At 58.5% G+C, this 16,309-nt stretch carries 9 protein-coding genes; 3 read left to right on the top strand and 6 right to left on the bottom strand.

Annotated features, from left to right (window positions below; translation table 11 throughout):
- Positions 1 to 32 precede the first annotated feature (32 nt).
- The 3 genes from tatC to tatB are packed head-to-tail and all read right to left on the bottom strand — an operon-like array spanning position 33 to position 1,448.
- A complete protein-coding gene (gene tatC, locus JRC49_12600) occupies positions 33 to 827 on the bottom strand; it encodes a twin-arginine translocase subunit TatC (GenBank protein QTE70624.1) in 795 nt (264 codons plus the stop codon).
- Positions 828 to 845: 18 nt separating this feature from the next.
- Positions 846 to 1,046, bottom strand: a complete 201-nt coding sequence (locus tag JRC49_12595; protein ID QTE70623.1) for a twin-arginine translocase TatA/TatE family subunit — start codon at positions 1,044 to 1,046, stop codon at positions 846 to 848.
- A gap of 33 nt (positions 1,047 to 1,079) precedes the next feature.
- On the bottom strand, positions 1,080 to 1,448 hold the full coding sequence (gene tatB / locus JRC49_12590; GenBank protein QTE70622.1) for a twin-arginine translocase subunit TatB: 369 nt from the start codon (positions 1,446 to 1,448) through the stop codon (positions 1,080 to 1,082).
- Between the two features lie 376 nt (positions 1,449 to 1,824).
- Between tatB and JRC49_12585 the strand changes: the two genes are divergently transcribed.
- Both JRC49_12585 and JRC49_12580 read left to right on the top strand, forming a co-directional pair.
- Entirely contained in the window at positions 1,825 to 3,735 is a 1,911-nt protein-coding gene (locus JRC49_12585) for a DNA mismatch repair protein MutS (protein ID QTE70621.1), read from the top strand.
- A 14-nt stretch (positions 3,736 to 3,749) separates the two neighbouring features.
- Positions 3,750 to 4,469: a methyltransferase domain-containing protein gene (locus JRC49_12580; GenBank protein ID QTE70620.1), complete on the top strand. Its 720-nt coding sequence runs from the start codon at positions 3,750 to 3,752 to the stop codon at positions 4,467 to 4,469.
- A gap of 64 nt (positions 4,470 to 4,533) precedes the next feature.
- On the opposite strand, the gene JRC49_12575 is transcribed toward JRC49_12580, so the two are convergent.
- From JRC49_12575 to JRC49_12565, 3 genes are all read right to left on the bottom strand, one after another.
- Positions 4,534 to 11,757 (bottom strand): Cna B-type domain-containing protein, encoded by a 7,224-nt coding sequence (locus JRC49_12575; GenBank protein QTE70619.1) that lies wholly within the window; start codon positions 11,755 to 11,757, stop codon positions 4,534 to 4,536.
- A gap of 307 nt (positions 11,758 to 12,064) precedes the next feature.
- On the bottom strand, positions 12,065 to 14,623 hold the full coding sequence (locus JRC49_12570; GenBank protein ID QTE70618.1) for a heavy metal translocating P-type ATPase: 2,559 nt from the start codon (positions 14,621 to 14,623) through the stop codon (positions 12,065 to 12,067).
- Between the two features lie 14 nt (positions 14,624 to 14,637).
- The gene (locus tag JRC49_12565) at positions 14,638 to 14,949 is read right to left on the bottom strand and encodes a metal-sensing transcriptional repressor (protein ID QTE70617.1); all 312 of its coding nucleotides are present in this window, start codon (positions 14,947 to 14,949) and stop codon (positions 14,638 to 14,640) included.
- A gap of 164 nt (positions 14,950 to 15,113) precedes the next feature.
- Between JRC49_12565 and JRC49_12560 the strand changes: the two genes are divergently transcribed.
- On the top strand, positions 15,114 to 16,292 hold the full coding sequence (locus JRC49_12560) for a phosphoglycerate dehydrogenase (GenBank protein ID QTE70616.1): 1,179 nt from the start codon (positions 15,114 to 15,116) through the stop codon (positions 16,290 to 16,292).
- Positions 16,293 to 16,309 lie beyond the last annotated feature (17 nt).

Here is a 16,309-nt window from a genome sequence, read left to right as displayed (position 1 = left end):
TAACGCAGACGGTCGTTCTTTGTCTCAATGTTTTATTCCCTTTCCCTCGGCTTGGTCAGGCGGCAGGCCTGGATGCCGATCTCATACAGCAGGATCATCGGCAGTCCCAGGGCCAGCTGGGATACCACATCCGGAGGCGTCAGGATGGCGGCTATTACGAAAATGCCAAGCACCACAAACTTCCGTTTGGAAGCCAGCATCTTGTAGTTGGTCCATCCGATCCGGGTGGTCAGGTACAGTGCCACCGGCAGCTGAAACGCCAGTCCGAAGGGAACAATGAAGCCGAACAGGAAGCTGACGTATTTGTCGATGGACAGCATCGGTGTTGCCAGGTTGTCGCCCGCCACCAGGAAGAAATCCACTGCCAGCATGTATACTGCCATGTAGCAGAAGACCACGCCCAGCAGGAACAGGAACAGGGCAATCAGGAACAGGATGCGGAACGCCTTTTTCTCTTTTGGGAAAAGGGCGGGTTTGATAAAGCTCCAGATCTGCCAGATGATCACCGGCGAAGCCAGGATCAACGCCGCGATAATCGCGACCTTGAATTTGGTCACCAGTGCTTCAGACATGGCTGTGTAGATGATTTCAATCCCGCGCTCCGCAATAGGCCCGATAATCCAGGCCATCAGGGTTTCGATCGCGAGATAGAACACCAGGAAAAACGCAACAGCCACTGCCGCAGCGGAGACGATCAGCACACGCCGCAGGGCCTGCAGATGAACCAGCAGCGGTGCACCTCCGCCGTCCGGCGTCTGCTGTTCCACATCTTCCAGTTCCGCGTGATCAGCTTCGTTCCGGAGCTCTTTGCTATTCTTTTTGCTCATACGATCACGGCAGCCTTATTACTTCTTTGCTTTGGTGCTCTTAGCGGGCTTTTCGTCCTCATCCTCGTCGGACTTGGTGTCGTCATCTTCCTTCACTTCATGCTTGAAGTCCTTGATGCTCTTTCCCAGGGCTTTGCCAACGCCGGCCAGTTTGCCGCCGCCGAACAGTACCAGTGCAAGCACCACAATTAAGATGATTTCCGTAGTTCCCAGACGCATGTTTGTATCCTCCTTATGCCTGACGCTGCAGGCTTATTTTTTCATTGTCTCGTCCTTGATCTCTTTTGTCTCTTCCTGAATCTCTTTTCCGGTCTGATGAAGCTCATCCTTCACACTGTTCAGGCTCTTGTTCAGATCAGCGGAGGCACCCTTCAGTTCAGACGTGATATCCAAGTCCTTTTTCAGATCCTTCACGGACTTGTTGAGATCCGTCTTCGTATCGTTGATCTCTTTCTCCAGATCAGCCCAGCCGGTCTCTTTCTTCACTTCGTTGATCATCTGCTTCAGTTTTTTGACCATGCGGCCCAGCCAGCGTGCCACCTTGGGAAGATCCTTCGGGCCGACAACCAGAAAAGCGATCAGCAGCACAATGATCAGTTCAGAAAACCCGATATTGAACACGCTGCCTCACCTCTTCCGCAAACTGTTTTTTGATTATATTCTGTTTGTTCGGTTTTTTCAAGACTTCTCCCGGGCGAATATTTATCGGCTTTCTGAGGCTTGAAATATAAGGCTTGACAAAGTTTTTCAGGCTGTTTTATAATACGCGCAGCAGCGATCCCGACGAGAGCGGGCAATCCTGTGGAGGTGTGTTTGGAGACTGTTCAGTAACAGGGAACATGGCGAATGAAATACAGCGGTTGACATGACCGCTTGTTTGCTGATGCCATGGCGCGGTTCTGACAGTTACCGGGCACTTTTTTGTTTGCCTTCTTGTTGTGTCGCATTCCCTGATCTTCGTTCATGTCAATCAATAAACGGATAAGGGGAACCCAACATGACACAGGATATGCTTACGCTTGGTTTTGACCAGATCATTGAACAACTGAAAGAACAGGCTGTTTCACAGGCCGCGCGACGTCTGCTGGCAGATACTGAACCCATCCTGAACGAAGGGCTTTGCCATGCCCGGATGGAGGAAACCACTGCCGCCCGCCGCGTTATTGAAAACACCGGTACCCCGCCGCTGGCGGAAACCGAAGGCACTGATACAGGTCTGGCAGAAGCCCTGCAGGGCGGCATGCTGCTGCCTGCGCAGCTGACCTCCATCGCCCGCTTCTGTGCGGCAGTTCGCCGCCTGCGCCGTTATCTGCAGAACGCCCAGGTTCACAGTGCCGGCATCGCTTCCTGGTATACGGAACTGCCGGACTTAGGCAGCCTGGAGGATGAGATTGAGCGTTCTGTCCGGGAGGAAAACGTCCTGGATGACGCCTCCCCTGCCCTCCGGAATCTTCGCCGTCAGCGGGAACACACCGAGCAGGGCATCCGGGAGAAGCTGAATCAGATTATCTTTCACCATAAAGCTGAACTGGCGGACAGTTATATCACCCAGCGCGGCGGCACTTTTGTCCTGCCCGTGCTGAAGCGTTTCCAGAGCCAGTTTCCAGGCCGCGTCGTGGATACGTCCGGCAAAGGGAGTACCGTTTTCATGGAGCCTTCCGCTGTGCAGGCAATGCGCCAGGCGCTTGATCAGCTGCAGATCGATATCGATACGGAAGAGCGGCGGATTCTCTGGGAGCTCAGCGACCGGGTAGCCTCCGAAGCGGAGCCGCTTCAGGAAGCCGTCCGCGTCATGACAGATCTGGATGTACTCTTTGCCCGGGCAAAGCTGAGCCTGGAAATGGATGCCCGCCCGGCGGAACTGACAGCAGAGCGAAGAATCCGCCTGGTCAGTGTCCGGCATCCGCTGCTGGATCGTCAGTCTTGTGTGCCCCTCAGCCTGGAGCTGTCCCTTCCGGATTCCGGCATTGCCGTCACCGGTCCGAACACCGGCGGCAAGACCGTATGCCTGAAAACAGTAGGGCTGCTGACCCTCATGGCCCAGTGCGGGCTCCATATTCCCTGTGCGGAGGGCACCGTCATCGGCATGATGGATGCTGTGCTCTGCGATATCGGTGACAGCCAGAGTATCAGCCAGAACCTGTCCACTTTCTCGGGTCACATGACCAATATCATCCGTATCCTGCAACACTGTTCCCGGGACAGCCTGGTCCTGCTGGACGAACTGGGCAGCGGCACGGATCCGGCTGAGGGTTCCGGCCTGGCTGCCGCGATTCTGGAGGAGCTGCTGCGCCGCGGATGCTTCTTCATGGTTACCACCCACGATCCCCAGATCAAGCAATGGGCGGAGCAAACCAATCAGGTCGTTCCGGGACGGATGGCTTTCGACCGGGTGTCCCTGAAGCCGCTGTATCATCTGGAGCTTGGCAAGAGCGGAAAAAGCTGCGCCATTGAAATTGCCCGCCGCCTTGGTATGGATGAAGGGCTCCTGTCCCGTGCGAAACAGGTTGCGGAGCACGGTCCCGATACGGTTCCGGAGCGCAGGCATCATCAGATGCATATTCCCGCCACCCGCCTGCAGCGCCTGATCCGGAAAACAGACGGCGGCTTTGAGCGTTTCTGCATGGGTGACAGCGTGCTGCTCCTGCCGGATAAAAAGAACGCCATTGTATACCGTCCCGCTGATGACGAGGGAAATGTCATCATCCAGCTGCAGGGGCAGAAGCTAAAAGTACGCCATAACCGGCTGCAGCTGCTTGTCCCCGCCTCACAGCTCTATCCGCCGGATTATGATTTCTCAATCATCTTTGACACTGTCGCCAACCGGAAAGCTGCGCATACCATGTCGCGCAAGTTCGATCCTGACGCGGTGATTGTGATCAGAGATGGCAAACAGAATGATGAATGAAAGGAATGACAAACATGAATACATTAAACAAATACAGTCAGTACTTTACAAAGGATTACCTGATGGGACCCAACTCCTTCCGCCTGCTGGAAGAACTGCTCCGCAGGAGTCCGGCGGATGGATGTTATGACCGCACCCTCGACCTGGGCTGCGGCATGGCGCTGACCTCCGTCTTCCTGGCAAACGAAACCCCCGCGAAATCCGTATACGCCTTCGACCTCTGGGTAGACGCGGCGGATAACCTGAAACGGATCCGCTCCCTGGGACTGGAAGATAAAATCATCCCGATCCATGGAGACGCGCTGGACATGCCCTTTGCCCGCGGATACTTTGACACCATTGTCAGCGTGGATTCCTATCACTACTTCGGGTGTAAGGAAGGCGTCTTCGCGGATAAAATCCTGCCTTTTATCCGGCTGGGCGGCACCGTCATGATCGCGGTCCCCGGCCTCCGGGAAGAGCCCCGGGGTGAGCTGCGTGCCCTGTTTGAAACCTGGGCTGAAGGCGACGATGCCCTGTGCTTCAAAACGGTCTCCTGGTGGAAATCCCTGCTGGAAAAGGAGTGCGGCAGCCAGTGTGATATAGAAGTCACCGAAGCTGAATGCTATGATGAAGCCTGGGAAGACTGGTTTAATACCGGCCATGAATACGGCATCCGGGATAAGGAATTCCTCTCTAAAGGCCTGGATCAGATCCTGAATTTCGTCCTCATGTATATCCGCAGGAAACAATAATGTATCAAAAAAGGAAGTACCGGCATAAACTGCCGGTACTTCTTTCTTTGGACGTCCTGTCCGTTTATTTCTTTTTCCGGAATTTGCCCAGTGTCAAGCTGCCGATCCCGATCAGTCCAACCAGGATCAATCCCACCCACACAATCGGGTTATCCGTATCTCCCGTCTTCGGAACCTCCTGCGGCTTGGGGGTATTTGTCGGAGCAGGAGTCGCGGTAGGTCCGGCCTTCGGAGATTCTGTCGGCTTTGTGGTCGGCTCCCCTGTCGGCTTTACAGTCGGTTCGTCTGTAGGGTTCACGGTAGGCCCGTCCACAGGCTTATCGGAAGGCGTCGGTTCCGCCGAAGGCTTCGGCTGCTCCGTTGTCGGTGCCGGCGGCTCTTCCTCGCCCTGATAGTTGTTTTCGAAGGTTGCCTTGCTCTCCTGACCGGCCCTGATGGTTCCTGTGGCTCCTTCCGCACTGCCCTGGCTGAAGCCCTTGGGCATGCTGTCCGTCGGCTGGGAAACCTCATAGGTAGCTCCGTCCGGAAGGCCGGTAATCACAGCGGTACTGCCGCCTTCAATCAGGATGGTTCCCCGGCCGTCGCTGTCCGTCACATTCTGTTCGATGCTTTCCGCCCTGACCAGGACGTCCGATACGGTTGTCATATCTCCCGCTTTTGCGGAGAGTCTCACTTTTCCCTTTGTTCCCGGTAGCGGATAACCCGCCAGTGGTCTTCCCTCACGGTCCTTCAGGAGCACATTCACCTTGAATTTGGGAGGCTCCCAGTTCAGTGCCCACCAGGGTCTTGTATATCCCTTTGTCTTGATTTCAATGGCCAGCGATCCGGCCTTCCGGGTGTTCCGGAAGACGCCGTCACCGGACATCAGTTTCTGTTCCACGGTATGAATGCCGTCCGGGGAACTGATAACAGTCACCTTGTACAGATCTTCGCCGGTATCATATTCCACCGCTGGATTGGTTCCTTCCGCTTCCCGGATCACATAGTAACGATCGCCGGCAGGGACCGGATCCACATATACATTCTCAAACTGGATTTTGCCGTCCGTTCCGTTCTTTGTCCGGGCAATTTCCGTTTCTGTCCTTCTGGTTTCATCTGTCTCCAGCAGCACAAACTCAAAAGGCTCCGCCGCGGGCTGCCCGTCCATCAGCTTTTCTGCCGTGAACCGGATCCCGGTCTTCAGGTGGTTCACTAGGGCCACAGGCTCCGGTTCGCCTTCGATGCGTGGTTCGCCTTTCACCTTTCCGGTGCCGTGGCAGGCTGTGCACTCGCCGTCGCCCTCCGCCAGGTAGAGAATGGCCGCGGTATCCACTATGTCTTGCAGCACATTCAGATCTCCGTTTGCGGCAGTCCACTGTTCTTTCGTGAACATATATGTGAGGAGCCCCCAGTACGATGTCGACGGAAACTCGGAGGCGTCCATCCTTGCCATATAAAGAGCCGTCTCCAGCGGCATAATTTCAAACACCGCCAGGAACACTTTCCCGTCAGGGGTATGAAGCGTTTCAATTCCGTTCTCGGTCTTCAGGGAAATGCCATTCCCGCTGCATGTACCGCACGGGGTGCCTGAATCATTATATCCGGTGCCGCCGCAGTTCTGGCAGATATCCATGTACTCGCTGCTGAAACATGCTGCCAGCCGGATTGATCCGGCGCTTTCCAGTCCGGTGTTTGACTCGTTGAAATGCAGCAGTGCCGCGGTCAGGCCGCCCACCTCGCCGCTGCCGCCGCAGCTCTCGCAGTCCGCCTCCTGGTATGTCAGCGTCTGTCCCGGAAGCGCCGCCAGAACTTCCCCGTCTGCTGCCAGGCCGATCTGCACGACGGCTTCGGCCGGCGTGGTCATATAGGCCACAGTCGGGTCCGTTCCCTGCACCTCGCTGATGAGGAACTTCACTTCCCCGATGCCGGTCTCCGCGGAGATTGCGGCCAGGTCCCGTTCCGTCAGGGTGATCTCCGGCGTGAAGGTGATATTTCCGTCCGCGTCATTCTTGCCCCGGGCGATGGGAGCCGAGTCGGCCGCGGCCCCGCTCCGCTGAACCTCGAAGGAAAATTCGTCCGGCTGCAGCGTCCGTCCCACCAGTTCCTTGTGTGCCGTCAGGGCAATGTTCTTCTGCGGGCGGTAGGTGTTCGTGAACACCAGCGGGGTCGACGTGACCTTCAGGGTGCCGTCCATGTTATCCGTGAGCGTCACCGTCACGTCCTTCCGGGCCGTGTCATAGGTGACGTTCTTGAAAGTCACGCTCCCGTCCCCGTTGACCTGTGCGCCGGTGGGCAGGGCCTCTTCCGCCCTGTAATGCAGGACCTTCTTCCCGCCGTACTCGTTCATCTCATACGTGCTGTAGCCGTCGTACGATGCCCGGAAGGTGAACAGGGCGAGCCCGGTCTTTGTGCCATCGTCCTCGGTCACCGTGCCCCGGCTCTTGCCGGTCTTCACTGTGGCGATGACCTGCCCATAGCTGTCGTTTTCATAGCCGTAGTCGTTAAATTTGTTGTAGTCGCTCAGGTTGAAGGCGAATTCCTTTGCCTTCTGCTCCCGGCCCCGCAGGCGCTTCGTCCCGGTGATCGTGATGGACGATCTGGCGGTATACGTGTTGCGGAAGGAAAACGGTGACGTCCGCCCCGTCCAGATAGTACCGGTCACCTGGTCATGATACTGGTTCGTGGTCCAGCCCGCGCCCGCGGTTTCCGTCACCGTGCAGGACGTGTCGTCGGGAATACCGATGATGACCATGGCCTGGCCCGGAGGCAGCGTGAATGTGTCGCCGTTGCGGACCGTTCCGCTGCCGATCTGCTCTGTGCCTTCCGGCAGGGTGGTGTACCCTGTATACTGCGGCGCCTTGTCGTACAGGACGTATTCGTATTGCCCGCCCACGGTCGCGCCGTCTTTTGTCATGTCCAGCGTAAAGGTGAACGACGGCACCGCCGTGTTCCCGTCCTTTGGCTTGCACTCATCGGTCAGGATGCAGTAGATCATGGCGTAGCCGAAGGCCGGTTTTTTGAAGTTCCGGAAGGTCGTGAGGTCCTCCGGGTCGTACTCCGCCGTCACCGTGACCCCCGCCGGGGCCGCTTCCGTCTGCGCGAACCAGCCGTCCGGCACGCTGTGCTCCTCCAGGACATACTGGTATTCAAATCCGCCCGGCTCATAGCGGTCCAGGTCTTTGAATGTGTAGATCCACCGGCCTGAGCTGTCCGGTGTGACCTGGATCTGGCGCGTACCGTTCTCCGGCCCGGTGCTGGTGATCCGCCGGTACGCGATCCAGATGTTGCTGACCGTCGGTTCCGCCGGCGTTCCGTCCGGGTTCAGCCACAGCTTTTCACCCGTGAGGGTGAAGGTTTCCTTTTTGTGCGTGTTGACGATCTCCCAGGAACGTCCGGCCTCCCTGTACACCCCCGTGGTGTACCCGGGCACTGGGTCCTCCGTCACCGTATAGGTGTACGCGTTCCCGTTGCTGTCTGTGTCCGGTGCGTTCAGGAACACGCCCTTCCAGCCGCCCTCCGCGGTCAGGGTGAGATCCCGGTCGATCTTCGGGGAATCCGGGTCGGAGGTCCGCCCCTTCAGGTGCACCGTCACGCTGTCCGGGCGCAGCCCGTCGCGGTTCTCCATATATTGGCCGTTGACACTTTCCCCGTCGTTCCAGGTCTTCCGCACCGAAACCACGCTGGGCACGATGCCCACCCGGGAATACGCGCTCTCCAGCCGTGCCCTGGGCTGGGCCTGTTCGCTGTTCCCGGACTTGACGAAGGGGATATACACGGTTGTCGCCGCGTTGTAGGCATACATGTTGTTGGCGGGGTCCGCCGCGCCGGTCCAGTCGATATCGTCCGTGGACGCGGCGTTGTCCTTCTTGTGGTCGTAGGCACCCTTCGCGTTCCATGTGCCGTCATTGCCGTTGTCCGTCGGCGCAGCCATATTCAGGTAGACGGAGAGCTTCTCCCCCGGGTCCAGGACATAGGATGCTGCGATGTCCGCCTGGTTATAGCGCTCGGCGTTCACCGCAATGGCGGTCACTTTTCCCTTCAGTGCGTCCGGCACAGTCCAGACACCGTTTTCCAGGCTGCCGGTCACTTCGGTCCAGATATCCGTGTCGGTCAGCCTGTAGGCGCTGCCCCAGGCGCCGCTGTCAAAGTTGACCCATCCCCGCACGTTTGTGTCGATGTTGTTGTCAAACACCAGTCCGGACGTTGTGCTGTAGTACAGTCTTCCCATGCACCTGTCCCCGTACAGTTCGGACAGATCCACGGACTCCAGCGTTCCCTTCCACTGGCCCTTGCCGTTCCAGGCGCCGCTCCAGGCCTTTTTCCCGTTCACGTCGTCCTGGTCGTACCCTTCGTGCGGCACGTATTCCTCGAGGGCGTCGTAGATCAGGATTCCCATGGTCTTGGCGTCCTGCTTCGAGGCGACGGTCAGCCGGTAGGTGTATTTGCCGCCCTCGGTTACGGTGACCTGGTTCTCATCCCGGGTGCCCCTGCCCCAGGAGTCGCCCTGGTCCGCCCGGGCGTCCTTCCGGAATTCCACCTGCTCCGAGAGGTCAGCGTCCCGTATGCTCTCCGAGACGCGCAGGTACACGAACCGTTCCTCATCGCTGTCCGGGTCCAGGTCACTCATCCATCCGCGGATCTGCGAGTCGGAAATGCTGTAGAGGTAGGTGTTGGGGGTACCCGGCCATACGTCCGGATATCCGACGGTCTGGTAATAATTCTGATCCGTCAGGTTCCCCAGCCGGCCCGGGTTGCCCGATTCAAACGCCGCGTGGTAGACCGCGTACCCGTTCCGTACTTTGTTGTAGTCCGACCACGGCACATACATATCCATGGAGATCTGGATTTTGTCCCCCCAGCAGTTGTTGGCCTGCGAATTATAGCTGGACAATTTTTTGGGATCCGGCGTCAGCGTCGCCTTCACCGTCACCAGGGTCCGCCCGCTGTTTCGGAAGTTTTCCGTCACCTTCACGTCGGTGACCCGGTCGCCGCTCCGCATCTGGATCGTCGACGTGTTCGGCACGAAGTGTTCCGGAAGCAGCAGGTACCAGGTCCCGGAGGTCTCCGGAGTGATGGCGCCCATCGCCACCGCTTCGTTGTATTTGGTCCCGTCCGTCACGTTGGCCTGTTCGTACACCGCCGCAAAGAGCGTCACCACGACGCGGCGGTTCGCCGGATCGTTCGAGGTTCTGGTGTACGTGTAATCCCCGGTCGAGGGCATGGATCCGTAGACCTTGTAGCCGGCCTCCGTCAGCGTGGACAGGCTGCTGTCGCTGCTCTCGGTTGTGTAGTCGTCGTTGGCCTCCAGCCACGCGGTCTGCTCCGGCAGCACCTCGTCCTGCCGCTCCGCGCTCTGGTAGAAGGTCGTCACCTGCCGTGCTTCGTTCTTCAAGACGACGTTCGTGTAGCCCTGAAGGCGCTCTTCCGCCAGCTCCATCACATGCGCGGACGGTAGGATCGTCACCTTCGGCCACACCGCCAGCTTGCAGGCGGCCTGGTTGGTCGCGACCACTGTCCGGTAGCCGGTTACGTTCGCGTCCGCCGGGAAGGTGATCTTCTTCGTCCCGCTGCGTACTGCCACCGTCTGGTACAGCTCCCAGCTCCCGCTCTTGTTCTTCTCGATCCAGACCTCCACGTCCGGTTTCGGCAGGCGGTTGTCGGGCCTGTAGCCGAATTCAGAGCCCGGGATCTGGTACGTATCCGACGTCTGGCGCCCGTAGGAGAATATCTCCGGCGCCGCGATGGTGATGCTGTCGAAGTAGTAGTCCCCTGCCCCGAGGTTCCCGCCGTTGCTGATGTTCGCCACGGAAACCGTATCGTCCGTGGTCTCCATCCGGTAGGTCCAGTTCAGGTAATGGGAGGGGTCCTCTTCCCAGCCTTCCGGCAGGTCCGGCACCTCGCTCGTCGGGCCCGCGGTGTACGAATAGCCGTACCCCACGGTAAGCACCTCGAAGTCCAGCGTCACGCTCTTTCCGTTGCGCAGCGCGCCGACGGCCATCTCGTAGGTCTTGTCCTTTTTGTGGCTCTGGGAGCTGGTGCTCCCATCCGGCCGGTCCTTCACCGGGGTGTTGTGCGTATGGCTGGGCTGCGAGCCCGAATACTTGTACACGCCAAACGTTCCCGCAGGATACTCCCATCCCGCGTGCAGATAGTTCGCCGACGCTGTCGCCCCGGCCCGGGAGACTTCCCTCGGGTCGCCGGCCTGCTCCGGGTCGGCTTCCGTCAGCGTCCACTGCGACGCCGCGCGGATCGTATAGGTTTTGTTGTTCTGCATCTGGTCCGTGGGATACGCCGCCCAGATTTCCCGGGCCCGGTAGTCGTTCCATCCCCGGCCGTCATAGTTGTACCGGACCGTCTGCCGGCTATAGTGCTCCCCGGCCTGCTCGCCGGAGGTCTCCGTGCCGACCGTTCCGCCGCTGACGTTGACCTCACCCAGGATGATGCCCGGGATCGAGACCCCGTTTCCTTCCGCCACCCCGGCCCACACGTCCATGTCCAGGCTGAAGTACTGCGTGCCTTCATACAGCGGCCAGGTTTTCCAGCGCACAAACACATACTTATTCGCCGTTTCCGGGCCGCCGGGCAGGTTCTCCTTCGCGCCCGCCGGAACGCTTTCCGGCGTCGAGTACACCTGGGCGGACATGCCCGCGCCGGGATCACTCAGGCATTCCCTCGTGTCGATGACCGCCGTCAGTTCCTGGGTGCTCATGGTGTCCTTCACGCCGCTGCGGGTCGTGACCTCCACCGTGGCCTTCAGGGGATCGCTGGGCCGCATATCCACGATCTTCGAGACCTCAATCCCGGTGATCGTACACTCGAAATTAACATGCGCCGCGGCATCGATAGCCGCGTCGTTGACGATGGCGTACTGCCCGTTCTCAGCTTCCTCCCAGTGCCACAGGGAATTCTCGCTCGGTGCATCCGGAACGGAGAAGTTCATTCCGCCGCATCCCGCCGACATAACCGCACCATCAGCGTAGTATGTGCTCCGCTCATGCCAGATCTGCCGCGGGAACAGGATCCGGACAGAACCCGGCTCATGCGGTTCCTGTCCTGTCAGGACGGCGTTGATCTGGAACTGCATGCTGATTTCCGAATCGTCGCTGTGCTTCCGGATAAACAGCCGGTTCGCCTGCCCGTCCGACGGGCTGTCCGGCGTCACCCACTCGATCTTTGCGCTCACAATCTGCCCGTTCTGTGAAGCGCCTTCCGCGTACCCGACGGACAAAGAGAATGCACCGTTCACCGCAATGAACAGCGCAAGCAGAAAAAGCAGGAGGAACATCGGGCATTTTACGCTTCTGAACATAGTCATCTCTCCGTCGGCTATAATGTAACATTTCTATGGATGCAAATCTTTGGAAAAGGAGGGTAAGAAGCTGTCCGTACTTCTTTCTTACCATTTGATTAATAATAACATATTGTTTACAGGGCTCACAATCCGTATTTACAATCAATTGTTACATTTTTTCAGTATTTTCATTACAATTTGTTGTTTTGACCAAATTTCCGTGTAACCATTCCATTTCCTTTGTCCGGAAGGAAAACACTGTCTCTTCCGGGCATCAGAAAACCCGGCTGTTTCCAGCCGGGTTACATGGTCTGTCAATCTGTTTTTACTCAATGCCTTCGAAGGTGAAATCCTTGGCTTCCACAGCAGCCTTCACCGCCGCTTCGTCCAGTTCTCCGGCCAGGGTAATGACCGCGGTGCCCGCGTCATGGCTTACCGCCGCTTCCGCAATAAAGGGAAGCGCTTCCAGGGCTTTCTTCACGGATGCCTCGCAGTGTCCGCACATCATACCTTTGATTTTTACTGTCTTTGTCATGGTTTTGTTCCTCTCTTTCTTCTGTTCCTCTTTGATTGATTCAGTAATAGTAAGGGGTATATTCGCCGCTTTAAGCGGTTTATCCTTTGCCGGGTCCTTCAGCCTGAACAGGTTCAGCCGCAGGGCGTTCATGCAGACCGTAAAGCTGGAAAGGCTCATGGCCGCCGCCCCGATCATCGGGCTCATCTTCCATCCGAAGAGGCCTGCCGCCAGCGGAATGCAGATCAGGTTATAGAAGAAGGCCCAGAACAGGTTTTCATGGATGTTCCGCAGCGTTGCCCGGCTCAGCCGGATCCCTGCCGCCACATCAGTCAGCGCGGAATTCATCAGCACGATATCCGCGCTGTCGATCGCTACGTCCGTTCCGGCGCCGATGGCAATTCCGGTATCCGCCCTGGTCAGTGCCGGGGCATCGTTGATTCCATCGCCCACCATGGCGACACGGCCGTATTCCTGCAGCTTCCGGACCACCGTCTCCTTGCCTTCCGGCAGGACGCCGGCCACCCATTCATCCACACCGGCCTGGGCCGCGATAGCCTGCGCCGTTCTCTCATTGTCACCTGTCAGCATCACGACCCGCAGGCCCTGGTTCTTCAGCTGCCGGATTCCCTCCCGGGAATCTTCCCGGATCCGGTCCGCCACAGCGATCACGCCCAGCATCTGCCCGTCTTCCTCAAAGAACAGCGGAGTCTTGCCCTGTTCCGCCAGCTTTTCAGCCTGCCGGTTCATCTCCTCCGGTACCTTCACCAGGCTGCCGATGTAGCTGCCGCTGCCGCCGTAGAGGCGTTTCCCGCCTGCTGTACCCTCGAGTCCGTTTCCCGGCAGGGCCCGGAAATCGGATATGCTTTCCGGTTTCAGCTGCTGCTCTTCCGCCGCCTGCAGGATGGCTTTGGCCAGCGGATGTTCGCTCCCCTGCTCCAGGGCGGCTGCCCCGGCCAGCAATTCTGCTTCTGTCCTGCCTTCCGCGGGAATCAGGTCCGTTACGCCCGGTTCTCCGGAAGTAATCGTGCCGGTCTTGTCCAGGGCGATAATCTGTGCTTTCCCCGCCGTTTCCAGCGCTTCACCGGTCTTGAACAGGATGCCGTTCTTCGCTCCCAGGCCGTTGCCCACCATGATAGCCACCGGTGTGGCCAGTCCCAGCGCGCAGGGGCAGGAAATCACTAGCACGGAAATGCCCCTGGCCACAGCGTCCCCGGCGGATGCGCCGGCAATCAGCCAGCCGATAGTTACGATCAGGGCAATCCCGATCACTGCCGGCACGAAGACGCCGGATACCTTGTCTGCAATCCGGGCAATCGGAGCCTTGGTGGCTGCGGCATCTGAAACCATCCGGATAATCTGGCTCAGGGTGGTATCTTCTCCCACCCGTGTCGCCCGGCAGGTCAGGAATCCGGACTGGTTGATCGTGGCTGCGCTGACTTTATCGCCTTCTGCCTTGTCCACGGGAATCGATTCTCCGGTCAGGGCTGATTCATTCACCGCGCCTGTTCCGGAAATCACGATACCGTCCACCGGGATGCTGTCTCCCGGACGGACCACAAAAAGATCGCCTGTCCTGACTTCCGCGATCGGCACCTCGGTTTCTGTGTCGTCCCGGAGGAGCACTGCTGTCTGCGGTGCCAGCTTCATCAGGCTCTTCAGTGCGTTCGTTGTCTTGCCCTTGGACCGGGCTTCCAGCATCTTGCCTACGGTAATCAGGGCCGGGATCATCGCTGCGGATTCAAAGTACAGCTGCTGGTGATACAGGTCCATCAGGTCGCTGTTGGATGCTCCGGCTGTGATCATTCCACACATCCGGTAGAACACAAACAGGCTCCAGCCGAAGGATACCGATGATCCAAGTGCCACCAGCGTATCCATATTCGGCGCGCCGTGGATCAGGGTCCGGAATCCGCTGGTGAAGAACTTCCCGTTGATGATCATCACAATCAGCGACAGCAGCATCTGCGTCAGCGTCAGCGCCAGGTGATTATGCGTCAGGAAAGCCGGCAGCGGCCATCCCGCCATGTGATGGCCCATTGTGATATACATCAGCACTGCCAGGAAGCCCACTGACAGCAGCAGCCTGCGTTTCAGTTTCGGTGTCTCCCGGTCCTGCAGCGCTTCCTCCTGTGCAGCCAGGTAATCCGTCTTCGCTTCCCCCGCAGGCGCGCCCTTCAGGCTGGCGCCGTATCCTGCCGCCTCCACAGCGCGGATGATTTCCTCCTGCGATGCGCTTCCCTCCACGCCCATGGAGTTGGTCAGCAGGCTGACAGATACCGAGCAGACGCCCGGCACCTGTCCGACCGCCTTCTCCACCCGTGCCTGGCAGGCCGCGCAGCTCATACCGGTCACAATGTATTGTTCCATGGTTTCCTCTCTTCTCACTTCATGAGTTTCTGCATCACTTTAACAAACTCATCAATGGCTTCTTCCTTGCCGTTCCGGATATCCTCCGATACGCAGCTGCGGATATGGCAGGCCAGCAGCTCCTTGTTGAAGCTGTTCAGTGCGGCGCTCACCGCGGACACCTGGATCAGGATATCCGGACAGTAGGCGTCTTCCTCCACCATCTTCTGGATGCCCCGGATCTGGCCCTCCGCCAGCTTCAGGCGCCGAAGCAGCGCGTTCTGTTCCTCCGCTGTGCGCTTCTTTTTCCGTTCACTGCAATGCGGACAGGCGTTCGTTTCGCTCATCTGCATCTCCTCATTTCCCGCATGTGATATACCCCCACGGGGTATTATGATCATATACCCTACCGGGGTATTTGTCAACACTGTTCTTTTCCTGCCCTTTCCTTGACCGGGCAGGGGCTTTGTGCTACGATCTGGAATTGACGCAAAGAAAGGAGTATGTGAATATGAAAGACCGTAAAATCTTTTGTCTGAATAATATCGCGAAGATCGGCACGGACGGTTTCCGCTCCGGCTATACGCTGATTGATTCCATCGACGAGGCTGCCGGCGTGCTGGTTCGCTCCGCCGACATGAAGGAAATGTCCTTCCCCGCCGGCCTCCGGGCCATCGCCCGCGCGGGTGCCGGCGTCAACAACATCCCGCTGGACCGCTGCGCGGAAGAGGGCATCGTGGTGTTCAACACCCCCGGTGCCAACGCCAATTCCGTCAAGGAGCTGGTGCTCTGCGGCATGTTCCTGGCCTCCCGTGACATCGCCGGCGGCATCAACTGGGTCCGGGAAAACGCGGATGATGAAAACATCGCCAAGACCACCGAGAAGGCCAAGAAAGCCTTCGCCGGCACAGAGCTCAAGGGCAAGACCCTGGGCGTCATCGGCCTGGGTGCCATCGGCGTCCTGGTCGCCAATGCCGCCATTTCCCTGGGCATGAAGGTCTATGGTTTCGACCCCTACCTGTCCGTCAATTCCGCCTGGAATCTTTCCCCCATGGTCATCCATGCGGAGAAGATCGAGGAAGTCTACGCTGCCAGCGACTATATCACCATCCACGTGCCTGCCACCGCAAGCACAAAGGGCATGATCAGTGCCGAAGCAATCGCCCAGATGAAGAACGGCGTCGTCCTGCTGAACTTCGCCCGGGATACCCTGGTGGATGAAAAAGCCCTGGCCAGCGCCCTGGAAGCCGGTGTGGTCAAACGTTATGTGTCCGACTTCCCCACGCCCGCCAGCGCCCATATGAAGAATGCCATCGTCATCCCGCACCTGGGTGCCTCCACGGAGGAAGCGGAAGACAACTGCGCAGTCATGGCCGTGAAGCAGCTGCAGGATTACCTGGACAACGGCAACATCCACAATTCCGTCAACTATCCGGAAATCAACCTCGGCTTCTGCGAAACGGAAGCCCGCGTTGCCATCCTGCACCGGAACATCCCGAACATGCTCAGCCAGATCACCAACTTCTTCGGCAACCAGGGGCTGAACATCGAAAACCTGGCCAACAAGAGCCGCGGTGATTACGCCTACACCCTGCTGGATCTCAGCCATCCCATGCCCCATGACACCGTGGAACGGCTGAAGGAGATCGACGGCGTCATCCGCGTCCGCCGCATCGTTGAAAACAAATAAGGCGCACATAACAAACC

The organism is Clostridiales bacterium FE2011 (genome assembly GCA_017569305.1).
Classification (GTDB): Bacteria; Bacillota; Clostridia; order Christensenellales; family Aristaeellaceae; genus Aristaeella.
Note: the sequence above shows the minus strand (reverse complement) of the source record. Positions and strands in the feature narration are given on the sequence as shown.

Excerpts from the sequence above, each read along its gene's own strand:
- tatC (QTE70624.1), bottom strand. The coding sequence starts at position 827 with ATGAGCAAAAAGAATAGCAAAGAGCTCCGGAACGAAGCTGATCACGCG.
- JRC49_12595 (QTE70623.1), bottom strand. The coding sequence starts at position 1,046 with ATGCGTCTGGGAACTACGGAAATCATCTTAATTGTGGTGCTTGCACTG.
- JRC49_12585 (QTE70621.1), top strand. The coding sequence starts at position 1,825 with ATGACACAGGATATGCTTACGCTTGGTTTTGACCAGATCATTGAACAA.
- JRC49_12580 (QTE70620.1), top strand. The coding sequence starts at position 3,750 with ATGAATACATTAAACAAATACAGTCAGTACTTTACAAAGGATTACCTG.
- JRC49_12575 (QTE70619.1), bottom strand. The coding sequence starts at position 11,757 with ATGTTCAGAAGCGTAAAATGCCCGATGTTCCTCCTGCTTTTTCTGCTT.
- JRC49_12570 (QTE70618.1), bottom strand. The coding sequence starts at position 14,623 with ATGGAACAATACATTGTGACCGGTATGAGCTGCGCGGCCTGCCAGGCA.
- JRC49_12565 (QTE70617.1), bottom strand. The coding sequence starts at position 14,949 with ATGAGCGAAACGAACGCCTGTCCGCATTGCAGTGAACGGAAAAAGAAG.
- JRC49_12560 (QTE70616.1), top strand. The coding sequence starts at position 15,114 with ATGAAAGACCGTAAAATCTTTTGTCTGAATAATATCGCGAAGATCGGC.